The 12,702-nt window shown below is 72.9% G+C and carries 13 protein-coding genes; 9 read left to right on the plus strand and 4 right to left on the minus strand.

What is annotated here, in order from left to right; genetic code table 11:
- The 3 genes from ACFWA9_RS34725 to ACFWA9_RS34735 form a co-directional block, all read left to right on the plus strand.
- A partial coding sequence (locus ACFWA9_RS34725) for an acyl-CoA dehydrogenase family protein (protein WP_380392749.1) occupies positions 1 to 521 on the plus strand: 521 nt, incomplete at its 5' end.
- A 262-nt stretch (positions 522 to 783) separates the two neighbouring features.
- On the plus strand, positions 784 to 2,007 hold the full coding sequence (locus tag ACFWA9_RS34730; protein ID WP_380392751.1) for a beta-ketoacyl-[acyl-carrier-protein] synthase family protein: 1,224 nt from the start codon (positions 784 to 786) through the stop codon (positions 2,005 to 2,007).
- Positions 2,008 to 2,106: 99 nt separating this feature from the next.
- Positions 2,107 to 2,607 (plus strand): GNAT family N-acetyltransferase, encoded by a 501-nt coding sequence (locus ACFWA9_RS34735; protein ID WP_352297711.1) that lies wholly within the window; start codon positions 2,107 to 2,109, stop codon positions 2,605 to 2,607.
- Between the two features lie 81 nt (positions 2,608 to 2,688).
- Here the strand turns inward: ACFWA9_RS34735 and ACFWA9_RS34740 are convergent, their stop codons facing one another.
- Positions 2,689 to 3,288 carry a hypothetical protein gene (locus ACFWA9_RS34740; RefSeq protein ID WP_380392753.1) on the minus strand — a complete coding sequence of 200 codons (600 nt, stop codon included), beginning with the start codon at positions 3,286 to 3,288 and terminating at the stop codon, positions 2,689 to 2,691.
- A gap of 179 nt (positions 3,289 to 3,467) precedes the next feature.
- Positions 3,468 to 4,082 carry an NAD(P)H-dependent oxidoreductase gene (locus tag ACFWA9_RS34745; RefSeq protein ID WP_329487942.1) on the minus strand — a complete coding sequence of 205 codons (615 nt, stop codon included), beginning with the start codon at positions 4,080 to 4,082 and terminating at the stop codon, positions 3,468 to 3,470.
- 255 nt (positions 4,083 to 4,337) lie between these two features.
- On the opposite strand from ACFWA9_RS34745, the gene ACFWA9_RS34750 reads away from it, so the two are divergent.
- Together ACFWA9_RS34750 and ACFWA9_RS34755 are read left to right on the plus strand one after the other, a co-directional pair.
- On the plus strand, positions 4,338 to 4,832 hold the full coding sequence (locus ACFWA9_RS34750; protein WP_329487941.1) for a peptidylprolyl isomerase: 495 nt from the start codon (positions 4,338 to 4,340) through the stop codon (positions 4,830 to 4,832).
- Between the two features lie 145 nt (positions 4,833 to 4,977).
- Entirely contained in the window at positions 4,978 to 5,814 is an 837-nt protein-coding gene (locus ACFWA9_RS34755; RefSeq protein WP_380392757.1) for an arylamine N-acetyltransferase, read from the plus strand.
- A gap of 231 nt (positions 5,815 to 6,045) precedes the next feature.
- Here the strand turns inward: ACFWA9_RS34755 and ACFWA9_RS34760 are convergent, their stop codons facing one another.
- Complete coding sequence (locus tag ACFWA9_RS34760) at positions 6,046 to 7,395, minus strand: LCP family protein (protein ID WP_380392759.1); 1,350 nt, start codon at positions 7,393 to 7,395, stop codon at positions 6,046 to 6,048.
- Positions 7,396 to 7,689: 294 nt separating this feature from the next.
- On the opposite strand from ACFWA9_RS34760, the gene ACFWA9_RS34765 reads away from it, so the two are divergent.
- The 4 genes from ACFWA9_RS34765 (at position 7,690) to ACFWA9_RS34780 (ending at position 12,138) form a co-directional block, all read left to right on the plus strand.
- The gene (locus ACFWA9_RS34765) at positions 7,690 to 7,767 is read left to right on the plus strand and encodes a putative leader peptide (RefSeq protein WP_359810240.1); all 78 of its coding nucleotides are present in this window, start codon (positions 7,690 to 7,692) and stop codon (positions 7,765 to 7,767) included.
- A 118-nt stretch (positions 7,768 to 7,885) separates the two neighbouring features.
- Positions 7,886 to 8,440, plus strand: coding sequence for an NADPH-dependent FMN reductase (gene ssuE, locus ACFWA9_RS34770; RefSeq protein ID WP_380392762.1), 555 nt, complete (start codon positions 7,886 to 7,888; stop codon positions 8,438 to 8,440).
- Between the two features lie 324 nt (positions 8,441 to 8,764).
- Positions 8,765 to 9,553 carry an ABC transporter ATP-binding protein gene (locus ACFWA9_RS34775; RefSeq protein ID WP_380392764.1) on the plus strand — a complete coding sequence of 263 codons (789 nt, stop codon included), beginning with the start codon at positions 8,765 to 8,767 and terminating at the stop codon, positions 9,551 to 9,553.
- Positions 9,554 to 9,567: 14 nt separating this feature from the next.
- Positions 9,568 to 12,138, plus strand: coding sequence for an ABC transporter permease (locus tag ACFWA9_RS34780; RefSeq protein ID WP_380392766.1), 2,571 nt, complete (start codon positions 9,568 to 9,570; stop codon positions 12,136 to 12,138).
- A gap of 119 nt (positions 12,139 to 12,257) precedes the next feature.
- Here the strand turns inward: ACFWA9_RS34780 and ACFWA9_RS34785 are convergent.
- The coding region (locus ACFWA9_RS34785) for a LytR C-terminal domain-containing protein (protein ID WP_380392769.1) at positions 12,258 to 12,702 on the minus strand (445 nt) is incomplete at its 5' end.

The following is a 12,702-nucleotide window of genomic DNA, read 5'->3' on the forward strand; positions in this document are numbered from 1 at the left end:
CGCCGACGCGTGAGGTGTACTTCGACGATGTGCGGATTCCGGCGGATCGGATGATCGGTGCGGAGGGGTCGGGGTTCGCGACGGCGATGCGGACGCTGGACCACACGCGGGTGACGATCGCGGCGCAGGCGGTGGGGATCGCGCAGGGGGCGTTGGACTACGCGAAGGGGTATGTGCGGGAGCGTCGGCAGTTCGGTAAGCCGATCGGTGATTTCCAGGGTGTGCAGTTCATGTTGGCGGACATGGCGATGAAGCTGGAGGCGGCGCGGCAGTTGACGTACGCGGCGGCGGCGAAGTCGCAGCGGGGGGACGCGGATCTGACGTTCTTCGGGGCGTCGGCGAAGTGCTTCGCGTCGGACGCGGCGATGGAGATCACGACGGACGCGGTGCAGTTGCTGGGTGGGTACGGGTACACGCGGGACTACCCGGTGGAGCGGATGATGCGGGACGCGAAGATCACACAGATCTACGAGGGCACCAACCAGGTCCAGCGGATCGTGATGGCCCGCAACCTGCCGTGACCGGAGTCGGCGACCTGGGCGCATGGCCCCCGAGCTCGTGCGCCCCGCGGTGGTGACCCCTGAGCTGGTGACCCCTGAGCTCATGACCTGAGATCATGGATAAACCCTACAAAGAGCTCATGGTCGAATCGGTTGCGTTGCGCATCTGAATGTCCATCAATGCCCTGGCACAGTGGTAGATGAGTCCGCGACTCCCCGTGCTCACCGGCGCGGGGAGTTGTGGCTCTCTCACAATCTCCACAACAAGCAGGGGGTTCGGTCGATGAGTGCTGACGACGACCGCGTGGTGGTCACCGGGCTCGGCGCGACGACGCCGCTCGGCGGGGACGTCGCCTCGACCTGGGCCGGGATGCTGGCCGGGCGGTCGGGTATCCGGGCGATCGAGGACGGGTGGGCGGCCGGGCTGCCGGTGCGGATAGCCGGGCGGCTGGCGGTCGAGCCGTCCGAGGTGCTGGACCGGGTGCAGGCCCGGCGGATGGACCGCTGCGAGCAGGTGGCGCTGATCGCCGCCCGGCAGGCCTGGGCCGACGCGGGCACGCCCGAGGTGGATCCGGAGCGGCTGGCCGTGGTGATCGGCACCGGCACCGGCGGCGCGCTCACCATGCTCGGGCAGGACGACGTGCTGGAGGCCTCCGGGGTCCGCAAGGTCTCCCCGCACACGGTGCCGATGCTGATGGCGAACGGCCCGGCGGCCTGGGTCAGCATCGAACTGGGCGCGCGGGCCGGCGCGCACACACCGGTGAGCGCCTGCGCGTCCGGCGCCGAGGCGATCGCGATGGGCCTGGACCTCATCCGGCTCGGCCGGGCGGACGTGGTGGTCGCGGGTGGCGCCGAGGCCTGCATCTGCCCGCTCACGCTGGCCGGGTTCGCCCAGGCCAAGGCCCACTCCACCCGCAACGACGAGCCCGAACTGGCCTCCCGTCCGTTCGACGCGGGCCGGGACGGCTTCGTGATCGGTGAGGGGTCGGTGGTGGTCGTCCTGGAGCGCGCCGGGTTCGCCGCGGCCCGGTCGGCCCGGGCGCACGCCACGCTCGCCGGCGCGGCGGTCACCTCGGACGCGTTCCACATCACCGCGGCCGCGGCCGAGGGCCAGGTCCGGGCGATGCGCCGGGCGGTGGCCGAGGCGGGCCTGGCGCCGGCCGACATCGCGCACGTGCACGCCCACGCCACCTCGACCCCGCTGGGCGATCTGGTCGAGGCCGAGTCGGTGGCCGAGGCGATCGGGCTCCACCCGGTCGTCACGGCGACCAAGTCGATGACCGGCCACCTGTTCGGCGCGGCCGGGGCGATCGGCGCCCTCGCCGCCGTCCTCGCCCTGCGCGACGGCGTGGTCCCGGCCACCCGGAACCTCGACACCGTCGACCCGGCCGTGAAGCTGGACGTGGTCACCGGTGCCCCGCGCCGGGGCGCGCTGACCGCCGCGCTCACCAACTCCTTCGGGTTCGGGGGCCACAACGCGACGCTGGTCTTCACCCCGGCGCCGTGAGGTCCGGCGGGGGCCCGGGAGGCCCGGCTCCGGGCGATCCGGGGCGGGCCCGGCGAAACCCGGGAGACGGTTCGCCGGGCCCGACCTAGGGTGGCCGCCATGTCTACGTCATCGCCGACCCTCCGACTGGAGAAGGTCACCCCCGCCACCATCGACGCCGCGCTCGAACTGAAGGTGCGCCCGGACCAGGAGCAGCTGGTCTCGCCGGTCGCCAAGTCCCTGGCCGAGGCGTACGCGCACGGCGACACCGCCTGGCCCCGGGTGCTCTTCGACGGCGACCGCGCGGTCGGGTTCGTGATGGCGTTCTTCGACATCGCCTTCCACCCCGACCGGCCCGGCGACCGGCTCCGCTCCGGCCTCTGGCGCCTCAACATCGCCGCCGACGAGCAGGGCCGGGGCTACGGCCGCTTCGCGGTCGAGCAGGTCTGCGCCGAGATCCGCCGCCGCGGCGGTGACCGGGTGACGGTCACGTACGTGCCCGGCGACCACGGCCCGGCCGCGTTCTACCGGCGCCTCGGGTTCCGCCCCACCGGCGAGCTCAGCGGCGACCAGGAGGTGGCGGAGCTCGACCTCTCCGGCGCCGAGCCCCCGGGCGCCTGAGGGCCGTCCGCGGCGCCCCCCGAAGAGTGCGGAGCAGGAAGTCGGCCCGGCCGACTTCCTGCTCCGGCGGTGTCCGGGGCCTCAGCCCAGCAGCAGGTACTTGGTGGACGGGACGCCCTGGGTGTAGCTGCAGTCGGTGTTCTGGGTGCTCTGGCTGTACGTGAACCCGGACGGGACGGTGCACGCCCAGAGGCCGTTGACCGGCTTGCGGAGGTGGAAGGTGGTGGCCTGGACGCCGGGCTGGAGGCTGCACGCGCTCGTGTAGGTGATCCGGTCGTAGGTGAACGCCGGCGTGCCCATACAGGCGGTGAGGCCGTCCACCGGCGTCCGCAGGTGGTACGCGTTGGAGGTCACGCCGGGCTGCTGGCTGCAGGCGCTGCCCCAGGTGATGGCGTCGTAGACGAACCCGGGCGAGCTCTTGCAGGCGGTCAGTCCGTCGACGGGCGTCCGCAGGTGGAACTGCGGTGCGTTCCAGCTGCCGGAGCTGCACGTCCGGTTCATGGCCACCTGGTCGTAGACGTACCCGGCCGGGACGTCGCACGCCCAGGCCCCGTCGAGTCCGGTGGTGGCCGCGACGGCGGTGGTCGCGGTGGCGGCCCCGGTGAGCAGGAGCGCCAGGGCCGCGAAGGCGGCCAGGAGCAGGCGGATCGGGCCGGTGCGGGCGGTGCGTGCGGCGGACATGGGTCTCCCGGGTAGGCGGTCGGTGACATGGGATCGCACGGTGGCGCCGGGCGCGTGCGCGCCCGCTGCCGCCGCCGGTTCTAGCACGGACGGCCGCGTCGCCACCCCGGTACGGCGGCCCGGTCGGTCGCGGCGACCACCGCCGTCCACTCCGGCCCGTGTCGGGGCTCCGACCCGCCTCAGCCGATCAGCGCCGCCGCCTCCTGCCGCGCCTGGCGCAGCCACTGCGCGCGGACGGCGTCGGCCGAGTCCGTCACCGTGCGGAAGACGGTCCGCCGCACGTCCGTCACGCCGACGTAGGGCAGCACGCAGGCGGCCCAGATCCGCTCCAGCGGATCGCCGAACTCGGCCCGCTCGCGCTCCTCCGGGGTGTCGGAGGTGTTCAGCACCAGGGCCCGCCCGGCGCGGAGCAGCCCGGCCGGCTCGCCGTCCGCCGTGCCGAGCTTGTACGCCACGCCGGGCACGAGCACCCGCTGCACCCACCCGGTCAGGACGGCCGGCGGCATGCCCCACCAGTTGGGGTGGATCAGGACGAGCGCGTCCAGGGTGGCCACCTCCGCCCGGTGCAGAGCCAGTCGCGGATCGGCCGGCTCCGCCGCGGCGTCGACCGTCCCGGTCTCCCCGGCGGCCAGCGCGGGTTCGAACCCCTCCGCGCAGAGATCGTGCGCGAGCACCTCGTGGCCGCGTCCGCGCAGTTCGTCCACCACGGCGTCGAACAGGGCGTGGTTGAAGCTGCCCGGTCGCGGGTGCGCCAGATAGACGCCGATCCGCCCCGTCTCCGTCGTCACGCTCATGTCCCGTTCCCCCCTTGTCGGTTGACCTGAGGGCGATGCTAGGGGACCGTCCGGCGGGGTGCGGGCCCGGGACCTGGCCGGACTCCCCGCGCGACCGGGCCGCCGGGGACCGCCACCGCCACCGGGCCACCCCGGTCGCCCTGCCACCCGCCGCCGGCCCCTGTCGAGGCCGGTCCGGAGCCGCGGCACGCCCGGCGACCGGACGATTTACGGGGCCGTCGCGCGTACCGGGGGGCGGCATGCCATGATCCCTGCATGGGTTCCAACGTTTACTTCGACATCACCATCAACGACGAGCCGGCCGGGCGCATCGTCTTCAAGCTCTTCGACGACATCGTCCCGAAGACCGCCAAGAACTTCCGCGAGCTGGCGACGGGCGAGCACGGCTTCGGCTTCAAGGGCTCCTCGTTCCACCGCGTCATCCCGGGCTTCATGCTGCAGGGCGGTGACTTCACCCGCGGTGACGGCACCGGCGGCAAGAGCATCTACGGCGAGAAGTTCGCGGACGAGAACTTCACCCTCAAGCACACCAAGCCGGGCCAGCTCTCGATGGCCAACGCGGGCCGCAACACCAACGGCTCGCAGTTCTTCATCACCACCATCGTGACCGACTGGCTGGACGGCAAGCACGTCGTCTTCGGCGAGGTCGTCGAGAACCTCGACCTCGTGACGAAGATCGAGTCCTACGGTTCGCAGAGCGGCCGTACCTCGGCGAAGATCACCATCGCCGACTCGGGCATCGTGGCCTGAGGTCCGACCCCCTGACGAGCCCAGGAGCAGGAAGTCGGCCCGGCCGACTTCCTGCTCCTCGCACGTCCCGGCCCGGTACGACCGGCCGCGCGACCTGAGCCCTCCGTCCAACGACCGATGGCCCGGCTCCCGCCGGCCCGCTGGAATGGACACCGTGGATCACCCCCCGGCCGTCGACGGCCTCACCGACACCCAGGTGGACGCCTACCTGGCGCGGATCGGCCTGCCGCGCCCCGGCCGGCCCTCGCCCGCCGCCCTCGCCGAGCTGCACCGCGCGCACCTGGGCACCGTGCCCTTCGAGAACCTGGGCATCGGGCTCGGGGAGCCCGTCGTCCTCGACCCCGGCGCGCTGTTCGCCAAGCTCGTCACCCGGCGCCGCGGCGGCTTCTGCTACGAACTCAACGGCCTGTTCGCCGAGCTGCTGCGGGCGCTCGGCTACCGGGTGGACCTGCTCGGCGCCCGGGCCTTCGACGGGGACCGCCCCGGCCCGCCGTTCGACCACCTCGCCCTGCGGGTCGACCTGGCCGAGCCCTGGCTGGCCGACGTCGGCTTCGGCCGGTTCAGCCACTTCCCGCTGCGCCTGGACGAGCGCGGCCCGCAGCGCGAACCCGGCGGCGAGTTCACCCTGGTCCCGCACGCCGACGACGAGCTCGACGTGCTGCTGGACGGCCGGCCGGAGTACCGGCTCGGCCTGCGCCCCCACCGGCTGGCCGACTTCGTGCCGACCTGCTGGTGGCAGACCACCTCGCCGGACTCCCACTTCACCCGCTCGTCGACCTGCTCGCGGCTCACCCGGGACGGCGGCCGGATCACCCTCGGCGGCGTCCGGCTGATCCGTACCGGCCCGGACGGCGTGCGCACCGAGGAGGACCTCGACGAGGCCGGCGCCCTGGCCGCCTACCGCGAGCACTTCGGCATCACCCTCGACCGCCTGCCGGTGCCCCCGGCGCCCGCCGCCCGACCGCGGCCGGAGGATACCTAGGCGGTGCGGCCCGGCCGGACCGCATGCGGCACGGTGCCGAAGCCGCGGTAAGAGTCCGTCGGCCCGGGCCCGATCCCGGCGGCGGCCGGCACCTCCAGCCCGCAGAACGCGAGCGCCTCCTGGACCGGGCGGCCCAGGAGGCGGTGACGGCGCCGGTGGATCAGCGCGGTGACGAGAGACGTCCACGCATGGTGGCCGGCCCGTCGCAGCGCCTCACGGAGGCCGGCGGTGTCACTTCACGTCCGGTACGGCGGTGTCGTTCTTGAACGCGTCGAAGACCTGCTTGGCCTTGGCGCTGTCCCACTTGACCGCCGACTCGCCGGTGCTGGTCCGGAAGTCCGGGTTGGCGATCGGGACGGTGATGCTCTTGCCGTCGCCGCCGTTGACGTCCTTCATGGCGAGGAAGAGCGAGCCGAGGTCGGTCAGGCCGGCGTCGTCGTCGACGATCAGGGTGCCGAGGCCGGAGTCCACCAGCGGGTAGAAGGTGAACGGGTTCAGCACGGTGGCGGGGGAGGCGGCCTGCTTGGCCAGCGCGCCGAGGAACTTCTGCTGGTTGCGCATCCGGCCGAGGTCCTGGTCGGCCATCTGGTGGCGCTGGCGCACGAAGGCGAGGGCCTGGGTGCCGGTCAGGCTCTGGCAGCCGGCCTTCAGGTCGAGGCCGGAGTCCTTGTCCTTGACGTCCTGGTCGATGCACATGTCGACACCGCCGACCGAGTCCACGATGCCCACGAAGCCGGCGAAGCCGATCTCGGCGTAGTGGTCGATGCGCAGGCCGGTGTTGAGCTCGACGGTCTGCGCGAGCAGCTTGCCGCCGCCCGACGCGAAGGCCGAATTGATCTTCGAGGTGGTCGCCTTGACCGGCTTCCCGTTGTCGCCGGTGTGCTCGGGGATCGGCACCCAGGAGTCGCGCGGGATGCTCATCAGGGTGTTCCCGCCGTCCCCGATGTGCAGGATCATCATCGAGTCGCTGCGCTTGCCGCCGGCGTGGCCGGTGTGCAGGTCCTCCTCCTGGGAGTCGGAGAGCCCGTTGCGGCTGTCGGAGCCGACGATCAGCCAGTTGGTGCCCTTCCCGGCGGCGGGGCGGCCGGGGTAGTCGGCGAGCACGTTCTCGTGGTTCAGCTTGGAGTCGGCCCAGAACCAGGTCGAGACGGCGGTGACCATGACGGCGATCAGGACGCCGAACACCGACCACTTGACGATCCGGCGCCGCGGCCAGCGCGAGGGCCGGGCGGCGGGCGGCTGGGTGCCGCCCGGGGTTATCGGCCCGCCGGGCGCGCCGGGGCCGCCGGGCGCCCCCTGGCCCTGCGCGGGCACGCCGGGACGGCCGCCCGGCTGCCCGTACGCCGGGGGCTGTCCGTACGACTGCGGCTGCCCGTAGCCCTGCGCGGACCCGTAGCCGGGTGCCTGGGCCGGCGGCTGCGCCTGGCCGTACTCCTGCGGCTGTCGCGGCGCCGGGGCCCCCGGGCCGCGGGGGTTCAGCCCACCCGGCAGCGGCGGCTCGGCCGCGTTGCCACCGCCGCGCCCGTACGCGCCGCCGCCGTTGCCACCGCCGCCCGGGCGGCCCTCCTGCCACGTGTTCATGTGGGAGAGAATGCCCGACGCTGGCTGCGGTGACTCCCCCCGGGGCCTCCGCCGGGGCCCTTGTAGCAGTTTTGATGCACGCGCCGGATCGTTCCGCCGCACATTCCCGCGCGGGTGCGCTGCGGGCTCACGGCGGGCTCACGGCCGCCCCACGGAGGGTGGCGGACGGCGCCGCGCCGGCTGCCGCCGCCGCCCCCGTCCGCCCGCTGCCCGTCTCACCATCCGTCTCACCCTGTGTTCACCAGCCGGAACGATCCTTGACCGGTTCGAACAGCGCGTGTTTGCATGACTGCCATGGATCAGCGATGGACCCTCACGCGTCGGCGGCACGTCGACCTTCAGCGTGTGTCCTGTTCGCTCTGTCGTGGCTGACGCGCGCCCGTCGAACCCTCTCCTCCCCGCACACCCCTCTCCAGCGTTTCCCGCCGCCCGCGCGGCGTGCTCTCCGCTGTCGTAGCGCCGTCCCCGCTTCCTGCCCCGAGGTGAACCCATGGCCACCGTCCTGTCCGTTTCCGGCTCGCCGTCCGCGACCTCCCGCACCACCCGCCTGCTGCGCCACGTCGACGCGCAGCTCGAAGCCCGAGGTCACCGGGTCGTCCCGTTCGAGGTGCGCAGTCTGCCCGCGCACGCCCTGCTCTCGGCGGACTTCTCCCATCCCGAGATAGTCGCCGCGCTGGAGCTCTTCGCCCAGGCGGACGGCGTGGTGATCGGCACGCCGGTCTACAAGGCGGCCTACTCGGGTCTGCTGAAGACCCTGCTCGACGTGCTGCCGCAGTACGCGCTGACCGGCAAGGCCGTCCTGCCGCTGGCCACCGGCGGCTCCACCGCGCACGTGCTGGCCGTCGACTACGCGCTGCGTCCGGTGCTCAGCTCGATGGGCGCCGGCCACATCACCCAGGGCTGGTTCGTGCTCGACCGTCACATCACCGTCCGGGAGGACGGCGCGACCGTGATCGAGCGCGAGACGGACGTGCTGCTCACGCCCGTGGTGGAGGCCTTCGCGACGGCGCTGGAGCGGCTCGCCACTCCGGCCTTCGCCGGCTGACGGGGTCTGCGGCACGGTCCCGTACGGGCCGACCCCGAGAAGGGTGGCGGCGACCCCTAGGGGGAGGGGCGCCGCGCCCCGTACAACTACGGTTGGGCCGCTTCATACCGGCGGATGACGAGCGGTTCGCTCGCCGCTCCTAACGTGGATCACATCCCCGCTCGTGCGGATCAGGACCGAGGTTCCGGTGAACCGGAGGGTCCTGGACACACCGGGTGGGTGGGGCTGACTACCGGTCAAGAACTCTCTCCTGCACCATTTCGCGGGCAGGTGGGAGCGACGAGGCTGGAGTCAACGGGTGGGCCCACTTCTGAGGAGAATCCAGTGACGACGGCAGCAGCAGCCGTGTACAACCCCCAGCTTCCCGGCGGCGGCGCCGCCGTGGCCGCCTCGGCCCGTCAGGTGACCAAGGCCTACGGCACGGCCGAGACCAGGGTCACCGCACTGAACGCGGTCGACGTCGACATCCAGCGCGGCCGCTTCACCGCGATCATGGGCCCCTCGGGCTCCGGCAAGTCGACCCTGATGCACTGCCTGGCCGGCCTGGACACCGTCACCGACGGCCGGATCTGGATCGGCGACACCGAGATCACCGGCCTGAAGGACAAGCAGCTCACCAGGTTGCGCCGGGACAAGATCGGCTTCATCTTCCAGGCGTTCAACCTCCTCCCCACGCTGAACGCGCTGGAGAACATCACGCTCCCGATGGACATCGCCGGCCGCAAGCCGGACACCGCCTGGCTGGACCAGGTCGTCGAGACCGTCGGCCTGGCCGGCCGCCTCAAGCACCGCCCGGCGCAGCTCTCCGGCGGCCAGCAGCAGCGCGTCGCGGTCGCCCGGGCCCTGGCCGCCCGCCCCGAGATCATCTTCGGCGACGAGCCCACCGGGAACCTCGACTCCCGGGCCGGCGCCGAGGTGCTGACCTTCCTGCGGCGCTCGGTGGACGAACTGGGCCAGACCATCGTCATGGTCACCCACGACCCGGTGGCCGCCGGCTACGCGGACCGCGTGCTCTTCCTCGCGGACGGCGTCATCGTCGACGAGATGCACGCCCCCACCGCCGACTCCGTCCTCGAACGCATGCGCCGTTTCGACGGCAAGCGCACGAGCTGAGCGGGGACCGGGACATGCTGCTCAAGACCTCACTGAGAACCTTCCTCGCCCACAAGGGGCGGATGGTGCTCTCGCTGCTCGCGATCGTCCTCTCGGTCGCGTTCGTGTCCGGCACGCTGGTGTTCTCCAACACCGCCACCAGCACCTTCGACCGGCTCTTCGCCTCGACCGCCTCGGACATCTCCGTCCAGCCCGCCAAGGCCGGGATCGACGGCGACGACGACGCCCCCGGCGGCAAGGTGGCGACCCTCCCGGTCGACACCGTGCAGCGGATCGCCGCCACCCCGGGGGTGCGGACCGCGGTCGGGCAGGTGTTCACCCAGGACGCCGTCCTGGTCGACCCGGCCACCAACAAGGCGATCGGCCCGACCAGCGGCGCGCCCACCCTGACGGGCAACTGGACGGAGACGCCGCGCAATTCGGTGGAGATCACCTCGGGGCACACCCCGCAGGGCGCCGACCAGGTCGTGCTGGACGCGGACACCGCGAAGAAGGCCGGCCTCGGCCTCGGCGGCAAGCTGCGGGTGATCGCCGGCAGCGGCAAGCACGACTTCACCATCGCCGGCATCGCGACCTTCAAGACCACCAACCCGGGCGCGGCGCTCGCCTTCCTGGACACCGTGACCGCCCAGCAGGTGCTGCTCGGCACCACCGCGTACACCTCGGTCGAGGCCTTCGGCGACGGCACCCGCACCGACGAGCAGCTGAAGGCGGACGCCCTCGGCGCGCTCGGCGGCGGCTACCAGGTGAAGACCGCGGCGGAGCAGAAGGCGGAGAACAACAAGGACGTCGGCTCCTTCCTCGGCTTCATGAAGAACGCGATGCTCGGCTTCGCGCTGATCTCCGCCCTGGTCGGCGGCTTCCTGATCATCAACACCTTCTCCATGCTGGTCGCCCAGCGCACCCGGGAGATCGGGCTGCTGCGCGCCATCGGCGGCAGCCGCAAGCAGGTGAACCGCTCGGTGCTGATCGAGGCGCTGATCCTCGCGGTGCTCGGCTCGACCATCGGCCTCGGCGCCGGCCTGGGCCTGGCGGCCGGTCTGATCCAGCTGATGAAGGCCATCGGCATGAACCTCAGCGCCGCGGACCTCCAGATCACCGCGGACGTGCCGATCGCCGGTTACGCCCTCGGCATCGTGGTCACGCTGGTCGCGGCCTGGTTCCCGGCCCGCCGGGCCGCCCGGATCGCCCCGATGGCGGCCCTGCGCGACCACGGCACTCCGGCCGAGGGCCGCTCCAACCTCGTGCGCACGGTGATCGGCCTGGTGCTGACCGCCGGCGGCGGCGGCCTGCTCGTCCTGGCCGCCAAGGCCGACAAGGCGGCCACCGGCGGGCAGTACCTGGGTCTGGGCGTGCTGCTCACCCTGATCGGCTTCGTCGTCCTCGGTCCGCTGCTGGCCACCAGCGTGGTCCGGGTGCTCGGCGCGCTGCTGCCGGCCCTGTTCGGCCCGTCCGGCAAGCTCGCCCAGCGCAACGCGATGCGCAACCCGCGTCGGACGGGCGCCACCGCCGGCGCCCTGATGATCGGCCTCGCGCTCGTCATCGGCGCCTCGGTCTTCACCTCCTCGGTGATCAAGTCCACCAACGAGCAGATCGACACGTCGGTCGGCGCGGACTACATCATCTCCGCCGGCCGCACCGGTCTCACCCCCGAGATGGTGAAGGCGGCCGAGAACACGCCGGGCATCGAGCACATCACCCGTCAGCAGTTCGTACCGGCGCTCTTCACCACCCCGGACGGCAAGACGGCCAAGGAGGGCGTGTCGGCGGTCTCGCCGAGCTTCACCGCCGACTTCAAGCTCCCGGTCAAGTCCGGCAGCGCGGACGCGCTCGGCCAGGGCGCGATCGTGGTCGGGGAGACCTACGCCGCGGACCACGGTCTCAAGGTCGGCGACCGGATCGGCATCGACTACGGCAAGGGCCGCACCCAGACCCTGCCGGTCGGCGTGATCCTGACCAAGGGCAACTCGCTCTTCGACGGCAACTACTTCATCGGGCTGGACACCCTCGGCAAGGCCGTCCCGGTCGCCGACCAGGGCAATGACGCGGTCGTCTTCGGCAAGGCCCGGCCCGGTTCGGACGTCGCCGGGACGCTGACCGCGCTGGAGTCCTCCTTCAAGGAGTACCCGCAGGTCACCGTGCGGGACCAAGCCGGCTACAAGGACCTCGTCCAGGAGCAGGTCAACTCCCTGCTCTACATCATCTACGGCATGCTCGGCCTCGCGATCGTGGTCGCGGTGCTCGGCGTCGTCAACACCCTGGCGCTCTCGGTGGTGGAGCGGACCCGGGAGATCGGCCTGCTGCGGGCGATCGGGCTCTCCCGGCGTCAGCTGCGCCGGATGATCCGGCTGGAGTCGGTGGTGATCGCCCTGTTCGGCGCGATCCTCGGGACCGGTCTCGGCCTGGCCTGGGGCATCACCGGTCAGCGGGTCCTCAAGGACCAGGGGCTGGAGACGCTGGCCGTCCCGACCGGCACGATCGTGGTCACGCTGGTCGCCTCGGTGGTCATCGGCCTGGTCGCGGCTCTCGTACCGGCCTTCCGGGCCGGTCGAATGAACGTCCTCGCGGCCATCGCGACGGACTGACCCCCGGATCGGGGGATCGGGGGAGGGCAGGGGCCGGGTGCGTCACAGCACCCGGCCCCTGCCGGCGTTCCCGGCGCCGCGGCCCAGGGCCCGGCAGCACGAGACCCGGGCCTGCGGGCCTACGGGCAGACGATGTCGGACGCCTTCTCGGCCGCCACGGCGGCCGACGGGGTCGCGGCGGGCGCCGGGGGCGGCGGCAGCGGTGCGACGGTGGCCGCGGCCGGGCTCGCGCCCGGGGCGGCCGGGTAGTCCCCGCCCGCGTACACCTGGAGGGTTGGCCCGAGGCCGGGGACGGCGGTCGACTCGGCGCCCGGGAGCGCGGCGGCGAGCGTCCGGGCGGACTCGGTCCAGCGCGGGTCGTAGCGGACCACCGTCCGGCCGGGCGCCGTCCCCGCCGGGGCGTTCGACGGCGCGCCGGTGGTGGCGAAGCCCGCCCGCCGCAGGTCACCGTCGACCCGGGCCCCCAGACCGGGCACCCCGGCCGCGTTGAACACCTGGACGTGCACCTGCTCGGGGGCCACCGCGGCCGGGGCGACCGGGCTCGCCGCGGCGCTCGGCGCGGTG

It is taken from the genome of Kitasatospora sp. NPDC059973, from assembly GCF_042737525.1.
Taxonomy (GTDB): Bacteria; Actinomycetota; Actinomycetes; order Streptomycetales; family Streptomycetaceae; genus Kitasatospora.

Bases quoted from the DNA above. Each gene is read 5' to 3' on its own strand.
- ACFWA9_RS34730 (WP_380392751.1), top strand. From the start codon at position 784: ATGAGTGCTGACGACGACCGCGTGGTGGTCACCGGGCTCGGCGCGACG.
- ACFWA9_RS34735 (WP_352297711.1), top strand. From the start codon at position 2,107: ATGTCTACGTCATCGCCGACCCTCCGACTGGAGAAGGTCACCCCCGCC.
- ACFWA9_RS34740 (WP_380392753.1), bottom strand. From the start codon at position 3,288: ATGTCCGCCGCACGCACCGCCCGCACCGGCCCGATCCGCCTGCTCCTG.
- ACFWA9_RS34745 (WP_329487942.1), bottom strand. From the start codon at position 4,082: ATGAGCGTGACGACGGAGACGGGGCGGATCGGCGTCTATCTGGCGCAC.
- ACFWA9_RS34750 (WP_329487941.1), top strand. From the start codon at position 4,338: ATGGGTTCCAACGTTTACTTCGACATCACCATCAACGACGAGCCGGCC.
- ACFWA9_RS34755 (WP_380392757.1), top strand. From the start codon at position 4,978: ATGGACACCGTGGATCACCCCCCGGCCGTCGACGGCCTCACCGACACC.
- ACFWA9_RS34760 (WP_380392759.1), bottom strand. From the start codon at position 7,395: ATGAACACGTGGCAGGAGGGCCGCCCGGGCGGCGGTGGCAACGGCGGC.
- ACFWA9_RS34765 (WP_359810240.1), top strand. From the start codon at position 7,690: ATGGATCAGCGATGGACCCTCACGCGTCGGCGGCACGTCGACCTTCAG.
- ssuE (WP_380392762.1), top strand. From the start codon at position 7,886: ATGGCCACCGTCCTGTCCGTTTCCGGCTCGCCGTCCGCGACCTCCCGC.
- ACFWA9_RS34780 (WP_380392766.1), top strand. From the start codon at position 9,568: ATGCTGCTCAAGACCTCACTGAGAACCTTCCTCGCCCACAAGGGGCGG.